The organism is Pseudomonas sp. NFACC43 (assembly GCF_900119645.1).
GTDB lineage: Bacteria > Pseudomonadota > Gammaproteobacteria > Pseudomonadales > Pseudomonadaceae > Aquipseudomonas.
In genome coordinates this window covers 222,763-243,606 of record NZ_FPKK01000008.1, presented here as the reverse complement: position 1 = coordinate 243,606, position 20,844 = coordinate 222,763, and the positions used below count along the sequence as shown (strand labels likewise).

Genomic DNA, 20,844 nt, shown 5'->3' with positions numbered 1-20,844 from the left:
GGAAAACCACGGCTTCGCCTGGCTTGATCTAAGCTCCAGAAAAGAGTCGCCCCGAGCAGGGGGGTCCAATGCGAAGCGCATCTGAAAACAGTCTCGGGAAAGCGTTGGAGGCCTGCAGGGACAGCTTCATTTCTGTAGGCTTCTTCAGCCTTTTCATCAATGCACTCATGCTCGTTCCGACCTTCTACATGCTCCAGGTCTACGGTCGAGTGATGACCAGCGGCAGTCTCACCACCCTGGCCATGCTGACGCTGATCATGACCGGGCTGGTGGTGACCCTGGGGTCTTTGGAGTGGATACGTTCGCGCATCATGGTCCACGTCAGTACCCGGCTGGATGTACTGCTCAGTCGCCAGGTCTACAAGGCCAGCTTCAGACGGGCGCTGGACAGCGGTGGCATGGACGCCTCGGCTCAGTCCCTCAACGACCTGACAGGCTTGCGGCAGTTTCTTTCCGGCAATGGCCTGTTCGCTTTCTTCGACACGCCCTGGCTACCGATCTATATCGCCGTGATGTTTGTCTTCCATCCCTGGTTTGGCTGGGTCGCCACGGGCAGTGCCCTGTTGTTGCTGATGCTCGCGTTCATCAACGAAAAACTCACCGGGCCGGTGCTGGCCCAGGCCAACAAGGAGCACATCGGCGCCACGCTCGACACCACGAAGAACCTGCGTAACGCCGAAGTCATCGAGTCCATGGGCATGCTTGAAACCCTGATGGACCGATGGGGGCGTCGGCAACGGAGCGTGCTGTTGCTGCAGGCGCTGGCGAGCAATCGAGGCGCGGCCATCAGCACGCTGTCCCGGACCTTCCGGCTGCTGGTGCAATCGCTGGTACTGGGAGTGGGTGCGTACCTGGCGGTGGATCACCAGGTGGGTGCCGGCATGGTGTTCGCCGGCTCCGTGCTGCTGGGGCGGGCCCTGGCTCCCATCGACCTGATCATCGGCAGCTGGAAGGGTTTCACCGCCGCGCGGTCGCAGTATGGTCGCCTGAACGACATCCTGCGCAAACAACAAGCCCAACCCGAATGCATGCCCTTGCCGGCGCCCCAGGGACATGTGCAGGTGGAGAACCTGGTGGTGACAGCGCCCGGCTCCAGGACCCCGATCATCAAGAACATCAGCTTCAGCGTGCCGGCCGGTTGCATGGTCGGCATCATCGGCCCCAGTGCCGCGGGCAAGTCGACCCTGGCCCGGGCGCTCATCGGGGTGTGGGTCGCCCAACATGGGGTGGTCCGGCTCGATGGCGCGGACATCAGTGCCTGGAACAAGCATGATCTCGGCCCCCATATCGGCTACTTGCCCCAGGACATCGAATTGTTCGAGGGCAGTATCGCGGAGAACATCGCACGCTTCTCCGCGGTGGATCCGGCGGAGGTCATCCTGGCCGCCAGGACCGCCGGTGTCCACGAGATGATCCTGCAACTGCCCGATGGCTACGACACCGTCATCGGCAGTGAAGGTGTGATGCTGTCGGCAGGGCAGCGCCAGCGCATCGGTCTGGCCCGAGCGCTCTATGGCCGCCCGCGCCTGATCGTGCTCGACGAGCCCAATTCCAACCTGGATGACGTCGGTGACCGTGCCCTGGCGGCTGCCTTGCAGCAGCTCAAGCAGACCGGCGCGACGCTGTTCGTCATCACGCACCGCACCAGTATCGTGTCGCAACTCAACCGGCTCCTGGTGATGAACGCCGGAACGATCAGTCTGTATGGGGCACGCGAGGATGTGCTGGCCGAACTCAAAGCGCAGCAACAGCGGGCACAGAAGCCCGCCATGCCCGCCAGCGCCGGCATCACGTGTGTCGATACCGGCAGGGGTGATACCGATGAACCCTGCGACGCCAGACCGTCGAATTGAAAGCCCTACCGAACTACCGACCTCCGATCGAAAGATCCGCCGCCTGGGCATTGCGATTGTCGGCGTGACCTTTGGCCTGTTCGGCACCTGGGCGGCAGTCGCGCCTATCGATGGCGCCGCTTACGCGCCGGGGGTGGTCACCGTGCAGTCCTACCGCAAGACGGTCCAGCACCTGGAAGGTGGCATCGTCAAGACGCTGCTGGCCCATGACGGTGACATCGTCCAGCGTGACGACCCCTTGATCATTCTCGACGACGCCCAGTTGCGCTTCGAATACGAGATCAGCCGAAACCAACTGGTCGCGACCAAGGCCATGGAGGCAAGGCTCAGAGCCGAACGCGACGAACTCGCGACCATCGACTTTGGCGGGGCTTCCGGCCCGGCCAGCCTGCGTGCTGAGGAGGCACGCCAAGGCGAGACCCAGGTGTTCAATGCCCGCCGAGGAGCACGGGCGGGGCAGGTCGCGGTATTGCGTGAGCGTATCGGCCAGCTGCAGCAACAGGTCAAGGGCCTGGAATCGATGATCGCCGCCAAGGCGCATCTGGAACGCTCCTATGGCGGTGAAATCACCGAGCTGGGCGACCTGCTCAAGCAAGGGTTCGTCGACAAGCAGCGCCTGGTCGAGCAGGAGCGCAAGCTGGGGCTGCTCAGGTCGGAGCTCGCCGATCACCGTTCCAGCATCAACAGGACCCGCCTGCAGATCAACGAAACCCAGTTGCAGATCCTGCAGATCGACAAGGATTTCAACGCCGATGTGGTCAAGCAGTTGGCCGAAGTCCAGGGGCGCATGTACGACCTGCAGGAAAAGACCTCGGCCCTGGAAGACCGCCTCAGCCGTGTCGTCATCCGCGCCCCCGATGCGGGCATGGTGATCGGCATGACGGTGCACACCATTGGTGGGGTGGTGAGTCCGGCCACGCCGTTGCTGGACATCGTGCCTTCGGTTTCCGAGCTGGTGATCGAGGCCCAGGTCGCGCCGGTGGACATCGATCGCATTGCCATCGGCAAACGTGCAGACATCCGTTTTGGCGCGTTCGACAGTGCAACGACGCCCGTCATCGAAGGAGAGGTCAGCAGCGTATCGGCTGACCGACTGACCCAGGAAAAGACCGGCACTGCCTATTACCTGGCACGCGTGCGGGTGACTGCCAACGGCGCTCGGACCCTGGGGGAACGCAAGCTGCTGCCGGGGATGCCGGCGGATGTATTGATCATCACCGGCGAACGCACGCTGCTGCAGTACTTGATGCAGCCAGCCCGGGCGGCCTTGTCTCAATCGATGATCGAGGAGTGAGGCATGGACCGTGCAGCCGTTTTTTTGGGCGGGTTGATGCTCGCCACGAATGCCGTCCTGGCACAGGCCTCCGAGACCATCTCGACCGGGGTCAGTGCCTCGACATTTTCCACCGACCTGATGCAGCTGTATCGCGAAGCGCGCCTGGAAGATCCGCAGATACTGGCTTCCCATGCACGAGCACAGGCAGGCCAGGAACACCAGCGCGAAGCCATGGGAGCGCTGTTGCCGCAACTTTCGTTCAACGCCGGGACCAATCGAATCCATCAGGACAGCGACCTGGTGCAGCGCAGCTACGACAGTGAAAGCTACAACCTGGTGCTGCGTCAGTACCTCTACAACAAAACGGCGTGGGAGAACTACCGCAAATTCCAGAGCCTGGCGCGACAGTCCGAATCCCAGGCGCTGGATACCCAGGCCGAGGCGGCGGTGGAGCTGGCGCGGCGTTATTTCCTGGCGCTGGCGGCCGAAGATGAGCTGGAGTTGGTGCGGGCGGAACGTCGAACCACCCAGAGCAGCCTGGATCGGGTCAATGCCCTGTACGAGAAGCAGTTGGCCCTGGTCACCGACCAGCTTGATCTCAAGGCCAGGGTGGACTTGTTGGCAGCTCAGGAGCTCGATGCCCGCAACCAGGCCAGCATCAGCCGCGAGGCATTGGCGGAAATCGTCGGGCGCCCCGTGAAGGAAAGGCTCAACCGGATCCGCGACGACATTGATTTGCAGGTTTCGACCCAGAGCCTGGAAGCCTGGGTCCGCGACGGCATCGCGCTCAACCCGGCCCTCAAGGCCAACGAGAGCGGTGTCGAAGCCGCCGGCGCTGCCTTGCGCAGCGGCAAGGGCGGGCATTACCCGACCCTGAGCCTGAACCTGAGCGCCCTGCAGACCAACGAGGGCTACAACAATTCCCTCGCTCCGCGTACTGACAGCTATGTCGCTGGAATCGGCATCCAGGTGCCGCTGTACAGCGGTGGTTCGACTTCGGCGAGGGTCCGTGGGCTCTATCAGGACCAGCAGGTTGCCGAACAGGAACTGGAAGCCGTCCGGCGCCGGGTGGTCAAGGAAATCACCAGTGCCTATCTGACGGCCAGCTCCAATGGCGAGAAAATCGCCGCGAATCGCCTGGCCCTGAGTTCCGCCCAGCTGTCCCGGGTCGCGGCGGAAAAAGCGCTGAGCTACGGGATGATCAATTCCGTCGATGTGCTGGCCAGCGTGCGCAACGAGTTCCGCGCTCGACGCGACCTGCTCAAGACGCAATACGATTTTCTCAGCAATGTGCTGATCCTCAATCGCTGGGCAGGAAAACCACCAGCCGACAGCATCGCAAACGTCAATGTCTGGCTGGGCCCCGGTAACGGTCCGGGCGAGAAACGTATCGATGCCGCCAGGTGAAGGCGCCGGCGTTCAGCAGCGTGCCGCGCTGCGCGGAGTCGACGGCAAATTGACGAGCCTGCGGCTGTCACTTCCAATTTCGCGCCGCTGGTCGGTTAATTGACGGAGTGCGCTTTTCCAGATCAGCGATATCGTCACAGGAAAAAGAGGTAGCTGGATGATTTCAATGGATATTTTTTATTGACTGGCCATGCGCAGCGAAACGGCGGATCTGCGCTCGATGCAGCGGCCCTGCCAGTTGCGACTGACAGGGCGCCAGCTGGCCTAGACTCAGCAAACAGGCTCGAGGGAGCACATTATCATGTGTAAGCTGTTGATAATTATTCCTGTTTATTCCGCCTCAGTGGGTTTATCCGGCTTCATGGATTATCCACCCTCACAACAAGTGTCAAGGATGGAGGCTCTCGTCGGTGCTTCAGGGGGGCCAGGAATATGACGTCGGACCATAAGAAACCGATTCGTGTGATGCTGATCGACTGTCGTCCCCTGGTACTGATGGGGCTTCACGATCTGATCAATGCCAGGAAGCCCCAGATGGAAGTGAGCGGCCAGGCCTCCACCTACACCAATGCGCTGGACCTGGCCGATCAATTGCGACCCAACGTGATCTTCTTCAGCTTCTTTCCGGACGCCCTGGATCCGCTGGAGGTCGTCGCGGAGCTCACTCGCAGCGCCGAAATGAAAGTCCTGGTGCTCAAGGGACTTTACGAGGCGGTGCCCGCTGCCCAGGCGATCGAGGCAGGGGCCCGCGGGATTGTATTGGCGGAGGATCCGACGGAATCCATCATCCGGGCCATCATCCAGGTTCATCACCGCGATGTCGGTATGGACCGGGCGTGGGCCGATGGGCTTTCAGGTTATGCCGCCAGTGGGCACATACCGTTGAAGTGCAACCTGGAGCAGGCCAAGCAGGCGCGGCTGACCCTGCGCGAAAGAGAGCTGATTCTCGCCATCGTGGGTGATCCTTCCGCCAAATACATCAGCATCGCCGAGCGTTTGGGCATCAGCGAACACACCGTGCACAATCATCTGAGCAACATCTATCAGAAGCTCAATCTCATCAATCGCATCGACCTGCTGATGTATGCCCTCAAACACGGGCTCACCAGCAACCAGGCACCACCCGAGTCGACCTGGGTGGAGCTGGATTGATGCTCATCGTGCGAGGGTGGCTTCCAGGCCGCCCTCGCATCGGGTCAAGCACCTTCGGTTATCAGGCACTGCCAAGCACGATGTCGGTACTCAGCAGGTCGACGCCCACCAGGGTAATGGTAGTCACCTGTCCGCCCGACTCGGCCACCGTCACGATGCTGTCGGCTCCCGTGTTGTCGATCAGTTGTACCACCGCGCCCTGGTCACCGTTGAGTACCAGGCTGTCTCGCTGGCCTGCGGTATCGAAGCCGGTGAGCTGGTACAGGTTTTCGGTGAATGTCAGGTCGACGTTGAAGGCATCTCGCTCACCGCCCGTGCCTGCCAGCAGGTAATCGAACGTGGCGTCGTCCGCTTCGTCGGCGAACAGGTTGGCGTCGAAGGTGCTGGTGGCGCTATCCCCATCCTTGTCGGTCAACGTTGCGTTGAACGTCAGCTGGATGTCGCTGGCCAGGCTCTCGGATTCCTGGATGAACTGGATCACTGGAATCTTGATCGCGCCCCGGGCCATGGTGAGCTGGACGGCATCGATCATCGCCGTGCCTTCACGTTCGACCAGGAAAGACACCTGGCCGCCGGCTTCCGCAGTCAGGGTGTTCACCTCCGTGAGATTGGAGAAAGTGCCATCCTCGTAGAAGATCCTGAAGTACAGGTCTTCGGTGGCCGTGTTATAGCCCGCCACGGAGTTGTCGATGAAGATCTTCATGCCGGTCAGCAGGCTTTCCGGGTTGATGACGAAGCTTTCATCGGCGGCGCCGATCGCCGCCAGGTTATCGCCCTGGAGGAGATTGTTGCCCACGCCGATCCCGGAGGTGCTGACGTTCATCGCCGTCGGGTCGATGTACGAGGGCAGGGGATTGGTCTGCAGGGCCGCCTCGGTGGGGTCGGGAGCGCCAAGGCCGATACCCGCCAGGATGTCTGTGGTGGAGGCAAGCGCCTTCGCGGAGAAGAACACGATTTCCTCCGAGGCCGAAGGAATGGTCGGGTCGTTGGTTTCCGGGATCAACAATGTGCGCACGGGGTCCGGGCCGCCGGCATCGAGGGAGCCGTCGGCGCTGCTGCGCACGATGGTCGAACTGAAGCCTTGCACCAGATCGAGTGCGTAGCTGCCATTGGCATAAGCCGTCAGCGTGTAATCGACGCTGGTGTGCGCTGTGTCGGCGTTGTTGTCGAAGTCACCGGTCAGGGTGCCGGAAAAATGATACGCACCGTCGATGTCCGGCGAGGGCGCCTGTTCCGTCAGTGTCCCGGTTCCGGTGGTGGTCGTGTTGTCTGGCCGGACCAGGGTGAACTGGTCGTTGAGCAGGGAAATATCCAACCCGGCCGCGCCCAGTCCATCGGCCCCGGCGGACCGGTCCCAGTAACCGTATTGCGGCAGTACGCTGCCGGTCCCGATCAGGTTGCCGAAGGCGAGCGATGGGCCGTCGTCCTTGAATATCAGGTTCTGCCCGATATTGAGCGTCGCCTGGGCCATGTCCCCATCCTTGTCTGTCTTGGTCGCGGTCAACGTCACCAGGTTATCCGCGCTCAGGCTCGTCGAGTCATCAGGATTGGTTGCATCCGGATGAATGATCGCCCGGAGCTGATCCAGCGTAACGTTGCCGTTGCTGGCCACACTGACGGTAAAGACCAGCAGGTTGGTGCCAGCCGTACGACCTTCCACCACCGTGCCGTTGAGCGATAGGTTCACCGCTTCGCCCGAGGCGCTGTCGGTCAGCCCCGAGGCGCCGGCGACCACGCCCAGCGCATAGCTCAGGGTGCCGGCGCCATCGGCGCCGAACGCTGAGGTGAAGTTGGCCGCGAAACCCTCGGTCGCGTCGCTCGTCAGGTCGGTCTCGTCCACCGTCAGGGTGGGTTCCGTACCGGTGGTGCTGATGCTGGGGCCGTCGTCCTTGAACACCAGGTCATGGCCGATATCCAGGATCGCCTGGGCCGTGTCGCCTTCCTTGTCGGTCACGGTTGCCGTCAGGGTGACCAGATTGTCCGATGCCAGGCTCGTCGAATCGTCGGGATTGGTGGCATCCGGGTGAACCACTGCACGAAGCTGATCCAGGGTAACGCTGCCATTGGTATCCACGCTGGCGGTGAATACCAGCAGGTTGGTGCCGGCCGTACGACCCTCCACCACCGTGCCATTGAGCGACAGGTTCACCGCTTCGCCCGTGGCGGTGTCGGTCAGCCCCGAAGCGCCGGCGACCACTCCCAGCGCGTAGGTGAGGGTGCCGGCGCCGTCAGCCCCGAAAGCAGAGGTGAAATTGGCGGCAAAGCCTTGGGTCGCGCCACTGGTCAGGTCCGTTTCGTCCACTGTCAGTGCAGGTTCCGTACCGGTGGTGCTGATGCTGGGACCATCATCCCTGAATACCAGGTTCTGCCCGATGTTCAGCGTTGCCTGGACACTGTCGCCGTCCCTGTCGATTGTGGTTGCCGTCAGTGTGACCAGCTCGTCCGAAGTCAGGCTCGTTGAATCATTCGGATCGGTGGCATCCGGATGGACCACTGCTCGAAGCTGATCCAGGGTAACGCTGCCATCGGCATCCACGCTGACGGTGAATACCAGCAGGTTGGTGCCGGCGGTACGGCCTTCCACCACTGTACCGTTGAGCGACAGGTTCACCGCTTCACCCGTGGCCGTGTCGGTCAATCCGCAGGCACCGGCGACCACTCCCAGTGAATAGGCCTTCGTGCCAGCGCCATCGGCACCGAACGCCGAGGTGAAGTTGGCGGCGAAGCTCTGGGTCGCGTCAGTCGCCAGCACCGTCTCGTCTACGGTCAACGTAGGTTCCGTGCCGGTGGTAGTGATGCTTGGACCGTCGTCTTCGAAAATGATCTGCGAGCCTATCTCGGCCTTGGCGACAGAGGCCTGGAGCAGGGTGAAGCCGCCAATATCGAAATCGGCGTGGTTATTGCCTTTGGCATCCACGGCCGCGCCATTTTCGATCAGCACACGGTTGTGATCCGCTGTGGTGCTGTATTCGATCTGATAACCGGCCTTCACACCGCTGATGGTCGCAACGCCATCCACGAAGCTGATCAGGAGGGTTGGATCAGTCACCGAGCCGTCCGAATCTGCGATCACCAGACCGGTACTGATATTGATGACGCGCACGTTGGTGATCGCAACGGGGTCATCCCCCGCATAGCCGTTGATAAAGTCCGCGCCCGCTTCGACAGCAGTGTCGAAAGCGCTGACGGTGATCACGGCACTTTTGCCGCTTTGCAATTGCACCACGTCAAAGCTCGCGGTCTTGGCATCGAACATCTCGGTGAAATCGATGTTGGATTCAAGGTCCGCTTCGTTCTGGTCCAGGTTGGGTATGGTCACATCCTGCCTGGCCCCGGTGACAAAGGTAAATCGAATGCCTTCCTGTTCCACGATCATCTGGTTGTTGGTACCGAAGGTGGTCGGTCCGCCGGCCTGGCTTGTATTGACGGTGTCGCCGGTGGTGATGTTGACGCCGCTGGACTGGTCGGCGGGGTTCTTCCCGGTGGCAATGATGGTGGGCTCGGTGATACGGGTAACACCGTCGACCACCTCCGTCGTCGGGTTCGCAGCGGTGAACATCAGGAACAGATTCTGCCCGGAAGGTGCATTGGCCAGGCTGAACTCAAGGTCCTGGCTGGCGCCGATGAAGACTTTGTCCTGCAGGCTGAGCGGGTCATCGGGGTTGGTGGTGTCCGGATGGCTCAACGCGGCGTATTCCACGGTCCAGATCTTGCCACCAGAGACAGGCGAGCCGGTTTCCTCGATGTAGGCGGCAAATACAATCGCACCGTCCGAGCCTCCGGCGCGGCCGAGGACGATGTTGTTGTCAGTGTCCGTGTAGAGCAGGATGCTGATGCCATCCAGGGTGAACAGACCGCTGTCGACACCGTCCAGGGGTACCCCGGAACTGTCGACGAAGCCGATATCGGTAATGATCGCACCAGGGTCGGCGGAAAGCGTGAACGCATTGCTGCCGCTATTGCCGGCTGCGCCGGTATAGCCACTCAGCGCTGCGCCCGTAGCGGTGCCGGCACCGAGGGCGGTCAGGCGACTGGCAAAGGCAGAGGGCAGGGACGTCAGCAGGATGTCGTTGTCGTCGGCATCGCCCGCAGTGCCTGGTGTCGCGGTGCCGTTCTGCAGGCCGGCCGTTTCGTCCAGGGTAACGTCGGCACCGGTGGCCACGACTTCCAGGTCGGTGGCTGCCGTGGGGGTGAACAAGGATTTCTGCTCGCCAATAGTCATGATGTGCTCCAGAGCTAGTGCGGTCATCGAGGCCTGACCGTTGACCATTGCTCGTCACTATGGGAAAGCGCCGCGGATTGCGCATCGACCGATACTCCCAGCCCGACTGGGAGTTTCGGACTATTCAGGCGCACAACCCGCGTGGTGGGAGCGACAGATGGAGAGAAGCGCCTGTACCCCGAGGGGAGCGATCAGTCTCGGCTGGGTCGGCCAGGGATGGTTTGAAAACGCTAGCCTCATCTCACATTGATACATTTGCGGTTGTATACCGATGAGCCGTTATGGATTGCGCCCTTGCGCAGCGACATGAAACGCCTGCCCTGGCCACCCCTCAACCCGTATTTTTGTGCAGCCGAGTCAGACACTTATCGAGTAACCCACCCCGAGCCAGCCAAGCGTCAACGCAGCGAGCAGAAGATAGCGGCTGGCCTTGGCCAGCGTAACGATCAATACGAAGCTCCAGAAGGGTTCGCGCAGGACTCCAGCAATCATGGTAATTGGATCACCGATGATCGGTACCCAGCTGAGCAACAGCGACCAGCGCCCGTAGCGCTGATAGGCACGCTGGGCTTTCTCCAGCCTGGCTTCGCTGACCGGGAACCAGCGTTTATGCCGGTAATGCTCGATAGAGCGGCCCAACAGCCAATTGAGCACCGAACCGAACACGTTGCCGGTGATGGCCACCACCAGCAGTGCCCAGGTCGCGTATTGACCGGTCAACAGCAACCCGACCAGTACCGCTTCCGACTGCATGGGCAACAGCGTGGCGGCTCCCATGCCGGCGAAGAACAGCCCGAAGTAACCGGATAACGCCATCAGCTCAGGCATTGAGCCCGATCCTGCCATGGACGCTGTTGGAGGGGGATGGGCACGATTGCTGGAACACTGGGCACATATCCTGATCAAAATTTCAGAATACCCGGTCTTTGCCGATTCACTAAGCGTTGGCTAGTGTTCTTTGCAACTGCAGGGACGTCCCGTGACCGCGACGGATGATGATCATGACCGAGCAATTTTCCTCTCGACCCTTCAAATCCATCGGTTGTGCTGAATGCCGCGACCACGTGGCACTCGGGTTTGATTTCACCATGGCTTTCCAGCCTATCTTCAATGTCCGCACAGGCACCACGTTTGCCTATGAAGCCTTGGTGAGGGGCATCAATGGCGAATCGGCGTCACATATCCTGGGATTGGTCAATGACGGTAACCGCTATCGGTTCGACCAGGCGTGCAGGGTCAAGGCCATCGAGGAAGCGGCCAGGCTGGGTATCCTCGATATTCCCGACTGCCTGTTGAGCATCAACTTCCTGCCCAATGCGGTGTATCGGGCCGAGACTTGTATACGCGCTACGCTGGAAGCCGCCCGCCAGGCCAGTTTCCCGCCCGAACGGCTCATGTTCGAAGTGACCGAAGGCGAAAGGGTGGACGACCCGGAACACCTCAGGTCCATCTTCACGGAATACGAACGCCAGGGTTTCACCACGGCGATCGACGATTTCGGTTCCGGCTATTCAGGTCTCAATCTGTTGGCCATGTTCCAGCCCAACGTCATGAAGATCGACATGGCCTTGACCCGCACCATCGATCAGGACCCGGTTAAGCAAGCCATCGTCGAGGGCATCATCCTGGTGGCGAAACGCTTGGGGATCACCGTGATAGCTGAAGGTATCGAGACCCGTGGAGAAAGTGCCGAGCTCCTGAACCTGGGGGTCGAGCTGATGCAAGGCTACCTGTATGCGCGGCCTGAAGTAGGGCGGCTTCCCACCTGCGTCTTCGATTGAAAAGGTGAGTGGGAGCCAGTTCGACAGGATCAAATGTCAGCTACCTGTCGATTCTCAGTAGTCCCAGTAGGCTGCAATCCAACGGAATGCAGTGCCGTCCAGCGCCACACGGCCAACCGAGGGGAAGGGCAGGTGAGTCGCAACGAACAGCTCTCCGCTTGCCGCAGCCTCTCGCAACAGACGTACACGCACGTGGACCGACTCCTGCGGATCGTGCTCGAAACCGTTGTGCCATTCAGGATGATCGAAAGCCACCGGGAATAGGGCGTCGCCGGCAAAGGTCAGGCGTTCGCCGCCGGAATTCACATAGACGATGCAATGGCCTGGCGTGTGTCCGCCGGTGAGTTTCGCGACCACGCCCGGGGCTATTTCGTGCTCGTCTTCGAAGGTCTGCAGGCGATCCTGATAGTGCGCAATGAACTGGTTGGCAGTCCGGCGCAGGACGTCCGGCACCGGTTGAGGCATTTCGGTCAGGCTGAAGTCGGGAATCTTCCAGAAATCGACTTCCGTGGCCGTGACATGAATACGCACATTCGGGCTCAAGCCTTGCTTCACCGTATCGACCAGCAGCCCACCGATATGGTCCATGTGCATATGGGTGATCACGATATCGGTGATGGCAGACAGCTCGATGCCGGCATCCTTCAAGCGTTTGGGAAACTGTCCCGCGCGGGGAAAACCGGGGAACTGGTTGCCCAGGCCGGCATCGACCAGGATGAGTTGTTCGCCGCTACGCACAACCAGCACGTTCAGCGCCCAATCGAACATGTCCGGCCCCAGGTACATTTCTTTGAACCAGGCTTCACGCTCGCTCGGATCGGCATTGGTGGACATGGTTTCGGTCGGCAGCGGCAGCACGCCATCGCTGACCACCAGCACATCGATCTCACCCAGGCGCAGGGCATAGCGCGAGGGCACCAACTCCTGAGTCGGCAAGGCACTGTCGGGGGCGAAACTGTTCAGGTAAGTGCTCATGGTCGTTCTCCTGTTAGTTCATCTAGAGGGATAGGGCTATTGATCCTTTCGAGCATTTCGGCACGACAGGCTGCTCACCGTTAACCGCGATATGCGTTATGGAGTTGCAGTGGGCTGCCGTGAGTGAATGCTAGATAGGAAAACTTCCAGGCACAGTTCTACATGGGTGTAGGGCGATCACTCATGCGTTGGACAGAACCATACGAAAGTATCGTCCGCAGAAGTGTCAGGCGCCGAACTGCTTCGGCTCAGACGGAGCCCGAGCCCTCGGCTGGAAACGAGCGAGGCAATACACAAGTATTATTCTGGATACCCAACGGACGACCCCGTTGAACCCATGTACAAGTGACTGGCAGGTACTCGCTTGAAATACTCAGGTCGTCTCGAAAGTCCCATCGATAGAGGGACGAAATAAGGGCTGTTGAACATCAACTTCCTCAGGCGGCGGATAAGATGAACAGATATGACCTGCGACATGCCGATATCAACTTATTGGTGATCTTCGAAACCATGATGCGCGAACGCAATGTCACCCGGACAGGAGAGCGTCTTTTCCTCGGCCAGGCCACTGTCAGCAGCGCGCTGAACCGGCTCCGGACAATGTTCGATGACCCGTTGTTCATCCGGACCGGACGGCTGATGGAGCCCACCGCGCGGGCCGAGGAAATTCATGTCCATCTGGGGCCCGCGCTGGAGAGTGTTGCCCTGGCCCTGAGCTGCGCGCAGACCTTCGATCCGCGCACCAGCGAGGAGACTTTTCACGTCGGGCTGTGTGACGAAGTGGAGTACGCACTGCTGCCTCAGTTGATGCAGCATCTTCGAGCTGAGGCCCCCAACATTACCCTGGTGGTACGCCGGGTGGATTCGTGGCAATTGCCGCAGTTGCTGATTGCCGGGGACATTTCCCTGGGTGTCGGCCAAGCCCAGGAACTACCGGCCCGGGCTCACTGCCGGAGTCTGCGCCCGGTGCAGCCGATGCTGCTATGCGCCGACTCGGCAGGTCCCATGAGCCTCGATGAGTTCTGCCGGCGCCCCCATGTGACAGTATCTGCCCTGGGAAAGGTAACCGATCATGTGGACCGTGCCCTGGCTTGCCATGGCCGTCGGCGCCGTGTCGTGCTGGCGGTCCCGCAGTTCAGCGCCTTGCCCGCGCTGCTGGTCGATAGCGACATGCTTGCGGTCGTACCCGACTACGCGGCTCAGGCGATGGCCCGGATCCATGGACTGCGCGCTGAATACCCGCCGCTGCAGCTTTCAAGTCCCGATCTGGCAATGGCATGGCGGGGCACCAGCCATGCCGATCCTCGAGAACGCTGGCTGCGCTCCTGCTTCGCCCGACATCTTGAGCGGCAGCCCGAGTATTGCTTGTCCTTGGCCGTGGCCTGATCATCCAGCCGCTATTGGAAGGCCATTTCTTCGAGCAAATGAGTGACGGCCTGATCGGCAAACGTGCTTACCGCCAACGGAATCTGGCGTCGACTCGGATAGACCACGTACAGGTCGATGTCTTGTTGGCGAAACTCGGGAAGCACTTCGACGAGCGCTCCGTTCCTCAAGCTGGCATGCAGGATGGGCCCCGGCAAGAAACAGATGCCCAGGCCCGCGACCGCCGCCTTCAATTGCGCCTGAGCGGTGTTTGCGCAGACTCGCCCGGTCACCACGATGTCCGCGGCGCCGCCCGGCCCGGAAAAGCGCCACGTGGCTTGACCTGAGGGGCTGGAAGGGAAAATGCACAGGTGCTGGTTCAGTTCGGAAACATGCGAAGGCGATCCATGCTGCTCCAGATAACCTGCGCTGGCGGCAAGCATGCGGCTACCAATGAATATCTTGCGTGCGACCAGGCTGGAATCAGGCAGCATTCCCGATCTGAACGCCAGGTCGATGCCTTCGGCAATCAGGTCGACACGATGGTCACTCAGCAGGAAATCCAGCTGGATCCTGGGATATTGAGCCAGGAAACCGGCAACGAACTCCATGCGGAACACGTCGAAGAAATCTGCCGTCACGGCCACACGCACCCGTCCCGCAGGTTCCTGGCTGCGGTCGGCAAAGCGTCGGCTCACTTCCAGCAGCTCTCCGATCTGGGAGGCACTTTGTTCGAACAACGCCCGGCCCGCATCGGTCAGTGCCAGTTTGCGGGTCGAACGGTGTAACAGCCGCACGCCCATCGTGTCCTCCAACTGCTTGATCCGCCGGCTCAACGTGTTGGGCGGAACGCCCATGCGCCGTGCGCCGCCGGCGAAACTTCCGGATTCGACGACCTGGATAAAAATGGCCACGTCGTTCAGATCGAACATTCGATTACTCCAAAAATGGCCGAGTGAAAAGCAATTGTAGGCTCTAATCAGCTTAATGCCGATTCCTTATGATCACTGCACATACGCCGCCGCCAGGCTTTGTACGGGCGGACCGATCATTCTTCGAGGAGTTGTCATGGGTATTTCAGCGCTTGGCAATGCAATGGTTTCCCGTCGGATCACTCACCGCACCCGGGGGCACAAGCATGGGCCGATTGTCCGGCTCATGAGCCCGTCGGACTTGGGCCAGTTGATCAAACCCTTCGTATTCCTCGACTTGTTCGAAGGCGACAGGTCGTTTCTCGGCCAGATGGCCATGCACCCTCATTCAGGAATCGCCACGGTCACGGTCATCACCGAAGGCAATCTGCACTTTGATGATCCTGAGTCCGGCAGCGGCGAAATCGCCTATGGCGGCGTCGAATGGATGCGAGCCGGCGGCGGTGTCTGGCATGGCAAAGAGATGAGCGCCGGCACTTCTGAACGCGTCCAGGGCTTTCAGCTATGGATCGCGTTACCTCCAGACCTGGAGAACGCGGCCGTCGACAGCCAATACCTGGAGGCCGCTGCGATGCCTGAAGCGGGCCCAGCCCGGGTCATTCTCGGCCACTATGCGGGGGTCCGAAGTCCGGTTCGGGCCCCCGAGGGTATCAACTACCTGCTGGTTACTCTTTCAGAAGGCACCAGCTGGGAATACACCCCACCAGCAGGCCATGACGCCTTGTGGCTGAGCGTCGCCCGTGGACAACTGACATCGCCGGATGTTGTCGAAGCGGGAGAGATGGTGGTGTTCGAGCCAGGCAGCGCTTCGATACGCATCACGGCGGGAGAGGGCGATGCGGTGTTTGTCATTGGCTCAGCCATTGCGCACCCGTTCGATCTTCATCTCGGTTACTACTCGGTCCACACCAGCCCCGAGGCATTGCGCGCCGGCGAGCAGAAAATCGCCGAAATCGGTCTTAGGCTGCGGGAGCAGGAACAGCTTCGGAACCGGTCGGGCTCGGTGCCGATCTTCAAGTAAAAGAAGCGTCGCTCAATGATCGGTATGGAGATCCAGCTGAAGAGTTTCATGTCCGTGCCCGATCTCAGCATCCAAGGTAGATCCTGACGTTGATGCACCCAGAGCGGCGCACCAGCATCTTCAGTCAATCGGCAAGTCGCAAGTACAGCTTGACGGTCACGACCTGTTGAAGTGGCTTCATACCGCGCCTGCAGATCTGTAGAACGGCGGCACTGGGCAGCGGAAGATTCGTTCGAGCGTTACCGTGATGTGTTCACCAGAGACCGTTATCCGTAACGGTGGACTCTGGTCAGCGTGATCGCTTGTCACAAGGAGCGCGGTTTCCAGGAAACTCTTCCTGGGTTCCTGGGTTCCTGGGTTCCTGGGTTATGTTTCCGAGGTCCAGACAAACGCTACAGAGGTTGATCACGGGATGGGTTTCAAACCGGGTGTTGCGGTCCGGCTCTGAAACAAATAGTTACGCATAATGTATATTATGTTAAACAGTGTGTGTTTTCCTGTTTATCACTAGCTGTCACCTGTACCTGAAAACCGAACTTTGCCGCCATTACCGTAATCCAGCCAAACCAACGACCTTCCCACCCTGCCTCCCTCTATGCCACCTCGCGCAAGCACTGGAAAGATTCGGACAAGCACCCTCGCAATGCCTCGCTCAGCCTTGCTGAATTGACATGCTCGACCTTTGAGCTGCGTTGAGCTACATGAGTCAATCCGATCCGTGCATTGAGCAAACGCGGCTAGGCACGTTCACGTTGCTATAGTCGACTCTATCGCCGACCGTACCTCCAGGAGCATTTACCCAGTGCCCGACATGTCGACCAACGTCGCTTACACAAAACGCTTCAACGCCGTCCTCACCTACATTGATGAGAATCTCGAAGGTGATCTGTCGGTGAATACGTTGAGCCGTGTGGCGAACTTTTCGGCATTTCACTTCCATCGGCAATTCAGCGCGTTCGTAGGTGTGCCTGTTTCACGTTATGTGCAACTGATGCGATTACGACGCGCGGCGCATCGCCTGGCAACCGTCGCGGAGCACTCGGTACTGGAGGCAGCACTGGGTGCTGCCTTCGAAAGTCCGGAGGCATTTTGCAGGGCCTTCAGCCGGGCGTTCGGTATGTCGCCGAGTGCTTTCAGAAAAGAGCCGAACTGGCAGGTCTGGAATACGGTGTTCGCAATCCCTCATTTTTCCAGGACGATCATGATGCAGATACGAGTCGTGCAATTCCCTGAAGTCAGGGTCGCGGCATTTGAACATCGCGGGCCCGCCGGGCTTCTCAATGAGAGCGTGCGCAAGTTCATCGAGTGGCGCAAGCAAAGCGGACAGTCGCCGGTAGCTTCGAGTCGCAGCTTCGGCATTCCCTTTGGCAACCCCGATACGACACCTGCGCAGGCATTTCGCTTCGCAATCTGCGGCGAAATTCACGAGGCCGTGGCGCCAAATGAGTTCGGGGTGCGGGAGACCGTGATTCCAGGCGGGCGCTGCGCCGTGGTGCGACATGTGGGGTCACCGGATCACATCGGCGAAACGATCTATCCGATTTACCGCGATTGGCTTCCTGCCAGTGAAGAGGAACTGCGTGACCAGCCACTGTTCTTCCATTACCTGAGCCTCTTTCCCGAGACGCCGCAGGACCAGTGGAAAACTGACGTGTATGTTCCGTTGCAATAGCGTGAACGATACACTGCCTTGGGTAGCCACTTCTTATTTCTAAGGACACTTCACAGTGGCTACCTATGGGCAGCTAGCTCGTCGACACGCATGTAGTGGTCTACGAAACCCGGGGCGATTCAATGTTTATGTGTGTCTATAAGATTGTGTGGAAACGCGAGACTCGATGCGACAGCGATATGTGTTAACCGACGGTAACGTATCGATATTGACGGCCCCTCCATGGGGTCACAACGTTATTATTCTCATATCTCCAGTTTTGAATCTCAGCATTGTTGAATACGGCGTCCCATTGATTCGATATTTTGAAATTAAGGCCTTCAGCTGCCGTTGATTCCTTGTACCTCCCTCGCCCTGTACCTGGCTTTGCGGCATGGGTGTCGAATTGCATGCCGTAACAGAAGTGGTGTTTATACAACACCGCTTGCGGCCGCTGAGGCCAAGCGTCCACCGCTATGGCGTCCTCAGCATCTCCAGAGTTATGTCCAATCAAAGCAAACGTGTGGGCGTTGGTGCCGACCCACGCTGAATAATAATCTGACGACAGATAATCCCTGCAGATTGCGTAAGCCATTGCCCCCAGCTGATCGCAATTGCCCGCACCTGTTCTTTTGGCGATTTCTAATATACGCCGAGGTCTTAGCATGGCGCTGTTGACTGGATTTTCCATGAAGTTGTAGGTGGCCGCAGTACGAATGTGTGAGGCGGCGTACTCCTCATCCAACTGATTGCCACTACCGTAGGGAGTTAACCCCTTGATAATGTCGATCACTGCGTTGCCAAGCCTCAGCAATTGTGCCTGTCTCTTTGTCACTATGTAGTCTGTAGGCATGCTTTGTTTCTCACAAGATATTGCTGGAGACGATGAAGCCACCTCGTCAGGCTAGGTCAGGCTCGGCGTTTCGCAAGCGACAGGAACACGACGGATGTCGGGTCAAGATCGCGAGAAGCCTGTCTCGCCCCGCGGCAAGACGCGACGAGAATGAGCTCAACCATGATCATCCAAGGTGGCTTGGCCACCCCAACGATGTGTAGTGATCTATTGAAAATTTCTGCTGTGCCATCCTCGACCAGACCCGATCTTTTATTCTGAGACGCCGACGCTAACCCCTCCTCCGCCCCGTCTTACTAAAGTTCGCCCCTGATAGGCCGACAGCCTTCATTCTTGTCTCACGGATGATTTCAATGTTCCGCTCTGTTCTCCCCGGCGTTGCCTTGCTCGCCGTCGCCGGTGCCTGTACGGCCCAGGCTCAGCCCGACACCACGCCCGAGCAACTGTTTAGCGAATTTTCTCGCTGCGATGCACATTTCTTCGAAAGCCTGCGCGACGCCCGTCTCCCTGCAGCTACCTTGCGCCTGAGTGATTACGGCTCGGTCAAGGCGCCGACCGTCAGGGATCCGTTGCAGGAAGGTGGCACTTACCAGCACTTAGAAACACCCCTGATCATCAATGGCGTGCGTATGGTCGGCTATTACAACCAGGCCCAAACCATCAAAAGCGTCGGCAATTTTCTGTTTTGGGGATTCGTGGCAGATGGCTCGCCACAAGAGGTGGCCACGAAACTCAAGCCACTCATTGTCGATAACGCACGTTTCGCCAGCCAGGGCCAAGCCATCACCCGCGCCGAAATCCGTCGCATCGGTGATCCGATCGGCCAATGGCGCACCGAAGGGTTGACCGGCCCGGGGGTTGCTACTCCGTTTGGTTTCGTAGACCGCGCCTTGATGGTCGATACGGGCGACATGAAACCGCCGCTCGCAGGACGTACCACCGTGTTCTGCTCGCTACAAGGCACCGTGACCGCGCCGTTGCTGCAGGTCTATCGCCCTGACCTCAACGCTCATCTGCTCGACTGACAAGGATGTTTTCCATGAATGCTCGCTGGTCCGCACTGATCGCTTGTTCCCTCCTCCTCACAGGATGTGCCGGGATGCAGAATCCGCAAAGAGCCAATCTCGCCCATTGCTCCAATCAATTGAAGGCGCTCAAGGCCGAAAACTACACCCTGGTGCTGCAGGAAGGTGATCTGTGCTTGCAGAAAAATACACTGCCCGCCTCGCTGCAAAGCGTGATTTATGCGGTGCAGGCTGAAGCCCACAGCAACCTCAACCAATTTTCCCAAGCCGTGACTGCCAAGGAAAAATCCATCCAATTGGCAGTCAAGCCAGATCCGCGGGCGAACCTGGATTTGAGCGCGATGTATCGTGAGGCCGGCAACCCCAAGAAAGCACTCGAACTTGTGCAGTACAACCTCGACAACGGACTGGGAGAAGCCGGTAAGGGCTCCGGCTTCCATATGCCGACCTACTATCATCTAGGCCTGGCCCTGACGGACCTGGGCCAATACCGAGAGGCCGCCGAAGCCTTCAGCGCCGGCCTTGAACGCCAGCCGGACTATGCCTGGGCCTATTACACCCGCGGGGTCGCGTACGACCATTTGGGGGCGAAGGATGATGCCAGGGCCGACTTCAAGAAATTCCTGGCGCTGGTCGACAAGAAATACCTGCTGGAGAAACATAAGGCCAAGCTCGCCGAACTCGGGGTTTCCGTACCGTAATGGCTGAGCCGGCTTAATGTCGGGCAGTTTCGATCTTGGGGGCGCAGTGCCATGGTTATTGTCATTGCACTCCCCCTCTGCTTTGCCACTGGCCTCAATGTCTTTATTTGACGAACCTGAGGCACCCGAACCCGGTCTTGATCCGCAGTTGCTGAATGGGTTCGATATTTTCCTGTTCACCGACCTTCTTGATGACGGCCACCCCGCAGAAAGACTCGTCACGGTTGAAGATCGGAAGAATGCCAGCCTTAGGCTCGGTCCAGGAGCCCGAAATCAAGGTATAAGTGGCTCCGTTCTGTGGCTTGAAGGAGAACGGGATCTTGCAAGCGCTGCTACCCGCGACTTGCCAATAGGTCAGGATCAGCTCTTTGTCCACGGCAACCCGTGATTCGATATGTTCCCCGTTGGAGGGCAGGACCGTATAACCGGCATAGCATCCATTATCGCTGAAGGTCATGGCATCCAGCCTCGCCCCTCCTCCAGCCTTGAGGCGAACCGTTGCTGAAGGGTCAGCGGGTCCGGGGACGACATATTGCTTGCCCTGTAGAAACGAAGTGCAACCGCTGACCAGTAACGCGCCGGCCAGCAAGATGAACCGGCCATACTTTTGTTTGACGTACATCCCTTTCT

At 59.5% G+C, this 20,844-nt stretch carries 16 protein-coding genes; 10 read left to right on the top strand and 6 right to left on the bottom strand.

What is annotated here, in order from left to right:
* The first annotated feature begins 68 nt into the window (after positions 1-68).
* From BT179_RS16110 to BT179_RS16095, 4 genes are all read left to right on the top strand, one after another.
* On the top strand, positions 69-1,853 hold the full coding sequence (locus BT179_RS16110; RefSeq protein ID WP_072431241.1) for a type I secretion system permease/ATPase: 1,785 nt from the start codon (positions 69-71) through the stop codon (positions 1,851-1,853).
* Complete coding sequence (locus BT179_RS16105; RefSeq protein WP_072391888.1) at positions 1,822-3,147, top strand: HlyD family type I secretion periplasmic adaptor subunit; 1,326 nt, start codon at positions 1,822-1,824, stop codon at positions 3,145-3,147. Before BT179_RS16110 ends, BT179_RS16105 begins: the two co-directional genes overlap by 32 nt.
* A 3-nt stretch (positions 3,148-3,150) precedes the next feature.
* Entirely contained in the window at positions 3,151-4,536 is a 1,386-nt protein-coding gene (locus BT179_RS16100; RefSeq protein WP_072391891.1) for a TolC family protein, read from the top strand.
* 432 nt (positions 4,537-4,968) lie between these two features.
* A complete protein-coding gene (locus BT179_RS16095) occupies positions 4,969-5,688 on the top strand; it encodes a response regulator transcription factor (RefSeq protein WP_072391894.1) in 720 nt (239 codons plus the stop codon).
* A gap of 61 nt (positions 5,689-5,749) precedes the next feature.
* On the opposite strand, the gene BT179_RS16090 is transcribed toward BT179_RS16095, so the two are convergent.
* Together BT179_RS16090 and BT179_RS16085 are read right to left on the bottom strand one after the other, a co-directional pair.
* Positions 5,750-9,937 (bottom strand): DUF5801 repeats-in-toxin domain-containing protein, encoded by a 4,188-nt coding sequence (locus BT179_RS16090; RefSeq protein WP_371264400.1) that lies wholly within the window; start codon positions 9,935-9,937, stop codon positions 5,750-5,752.
* Between the two features lie 330 nt (positions 9,938-10,267).
* A complete protein-coding gene (locus tag BT179_RS16085) occupies positions 10,268-10,729 on the bottom strand; it encodes a YqaA family protein (protein ID WP_177305123.1) in 462 nt (153 codons plus the stop codon).
* A gap of 173 nt (positions 10,730-10,902) precedes the next feature.
* On the opposite strand from BT179_RS16085, the gene BT179_RS16080 reads away from it, so the two are divergent.
* Positions 10,903-11,691 (top strand): EAL domain-containing protein, encoded by a 789-nt coding sequence (locus BT179_RS16080; RefSeq protein WP_092180856.1) that lies wholly within the window; start codon positions 10,903-10,905, stop codon positions 11,689-11,691.
* A 54-nt stretch (positions 11,692-11,745) separates the two neighbouring features.
* Here BT179_RS16080 and BT179_RS16075 read toward each other — a convergent pair whose 3' ends face one another.
* Positions 11,746-12,666, bottom strand: coding sequence for an MBL fold metallo-hydrolase (locus BT179_RS16075; RefSeq protein WP_072391905.1), 921 nt, complete (start codon positions 12,664-12,666; stop codon positions 11,746-11,748).
* Between the two features lie 453 nt (positions 12,667-13,119).
* Between BT179_RS16075 and BT179_RS16070 the strand changes: the two genes are divergently transcribed.
* A complete protein-coding gene (locus BT179_RS16070) occupies positions 13,120-14,052 on the top strand; it encodes a LysR substrate-binding domain-containing protein (RefSeq protein WP_072391908.1) in 933 nt (310 codons plus the stop codon).
* A gap of 11 nt (positions 14,053-14,063) precedes the next feature.
* Here the strand turns inward: BT179_RS16070 and BT179_RS16065 are convergent, their stop codons facing one another.
* Positions 14,064-14,963 (bottom strand): LysR family transcriptional regulator, encoded by a 900-nt coding sequence (locus BT179_RS16065; RefSeq protein ID WP_072391912.1) that lies wholly within the window; start codon positions 14,961-14,963, stop codon positions 14,064-14,066.
* A gap of 136 nt (positions 14,964-15,099) precedes the next feature.
* On the opposite strand from BT179_RS16065, the gene BT179_RS16060 reads away from it, so the two are divergent.
* Positions 15,100-15,984, top strand: a complete 885-nt coding sequence (locus BT179_RS16060) for a pirin family protein (RefSeq protein WP_072431239.1) — start codon at positions 15,100-15,102, stop codon at positions 15,982-15,984.
* Positions 15,985-16,795: 811 nt separating this feature from the next.
* A complete protein-coding gene (locus BT179_RS16055) occupies positions 16,796-17,656 on the top strand; it encodes an AraC family transcriptional regulator (RefSeq protein ID WP_371264399.1) in 861 nt (286 codons plus the stop codon).
* Between the two features lie 184 nt (positions 17,657-17,840).
* On the opposite strand, the gene BT179_RS16050 is transcribed toward BT179_RS16055, so the two are convergent.
* On the bottom strand, positions 17,841-18,488 hold the full coding sequence (locus tag BT179_RS16050; protein WP_072398328.1) for a hypothetical protein: 648 nt from the start codon (positions 18,486-18,488) through the stop codon (positions 17,841-17,843).
* A 344-nt stretch (positions 18,489-18,832) separates the two neighbouring features.
* Between BT179_RS16050 and BT179_RS16045 the strand changes: the two genes are divergently transcribed.
* Together BT179_RS16045 and BT179_RS16040 are read left to right on the top strand one after the other, a co-directional pair.
* Positions 18,833-19,513, top strand: coding sequence for a hypothetical protein (locus BT179_RS16045; RefSeq protein ID WP_072431237.1), 681 nt, complete (start codon positions 18,833-18,835; stop codon positions 19,511-19,513).
* 14 nt (positions 19,514-19,527) lie between these two features.
* Positions 19,528-20,214, top strand: coding sequence for a tetratricopeptide repeat protein (locus BT179_RS16040; protein WP_177305120.1), 687 nt, complete (start codon positions 19,528-19,530; stop codon positions 20,212-20,214).
* Between the two features lie 103 nt (positions 20,215-20,317).
* Here the strand turns inward: BT179_RS16040 and BT179_RS16035 are convergent, their stop codons facing one another.
* The gene (locus BT179_RS16035; RefSeq protein WP_072398331.1) at positions 20,318-20,836 is read right to left on the bottom strand and encodes a hypothetical protein; all 519 of its coding nucleotides are present in this window, start codon (positions 20,834-20,836) and stop codon (positions 20,318-20,320) included.
* Positions 20,837-20,844: the final 8 nt, after the last annotated feature.

What these genes read in the sequence shown, in the direction of transcription:
- BT179_RS16095 (WP_072391894.1), top strand. Translation starts at nt 4,969, where the DNA reads ATGACGTCGGACCATAAGAAACCGATTCGTGTGATGCTGATCGACTGT.
- BT179_RS16065 (WP_072391912.1), bottom strand. Translation starts at nt 14,963, where the DNA reads ATGTTCGATCTGAACGACGTGGCCATTTTTATCCAGGTCGTCGAATCC.
- BT179_RS16105 (WP_072391888.1), top strand. Translation starts at nt 1,822, where the DNA reads ATGAACCCTGCGACGCCAGACCGTCGAATTGAAAGCCCTACCGAACTA.
- BT179_RS16060 (WP_072431239.1), top strand. Translation starts at nt 15,100, where the DNA reads ATGGGTATTTCAGCGCTTGGCAATGCAATGGTTTCCCGTCGGATCACT.
- BT179_RS16035 (WP_072398331.1), bottom strand. Translation starts at nt 20,836, where the DNA reads ATGTACGTCAAACAAAAGTATGGCCGGTTCATCTTGCTGGCCGGCGCG.
- BT179_RS16070 (WP_072391908.1), top strand. Translation starts at nt 13,120, where the DNA reads ATGAACAGATATGACCTGCGACATGCCGATATCAACTTATTGGTGATC.
- BT179_RS16090 (WP_371264400.1), bottom strand. Translation starts at nt 9,937, where the DNA reads ATGACCGCACTAGCTCTGGAGCACATCATGACTATTGGCGAGCAGAAA.
- BT179_RS16045 (WP_072431237.1), top strand. Translation starts at nt 18,833, where the DNA reads ATGATTTCAATGTTCCGCTCTGTTCTCCCCGGCGTTGCCTTGCTCGCC.
- BT179_RS16055 (WP_371264399.1), top strand. Translation starts at nt 16,796, where the DNA reads ATGTCGACCAACGTCGCTTACACAAAACGCTTCAACGCCGTCCTCACC.
- BT179_RS16100 (WP_072391891.1), top strand. Translation starts at nt 3,151, where the DNA reads ATGGACCGTGCAGCCGTTTTTTTGGGCGGGTTGATGCTCGCCACGAAT.
- BT179_RS16050 (WP_072398328.1), bottom strand. Translation starts at nt 18,488, where the DNA reads ATGCCTACAGACTACATAGTGACAAAGAGACAGGCACAATTGCTGAGG.
- BT179_RS16075 (WP_072391905.1), bottom strand. Translation starts at nt 12,666, where the DNA reads ATGAGCACTTACCTGAACAGTTTCGCCCCCGACAGTGCCTTGCCGACT.
- BT179_RS16040 (WP_177305120.1), top strand. Translation starts at nt 19,528, where the DNA reads ATGAATGCTCGCTGGTCCGCACTGATCGCTTGTTCCCTCCTCCTCACA.
- BT179_RS16080 (WP_092180856.1), top strand. Translation starts at nt 10,903, where the DNA reads ATGATGATCATGACCGAGCAATTTTCCTCTCGACCCTTCAAATCCATC.
- BT179_RS16110 (WP_072431241.1), top strand. Translation starts at nt 69, where the DNA reads ATGCGAAGCGCATCTGAAAACAGTCTCGGGAAAGCGTTGGAGGCCTGC.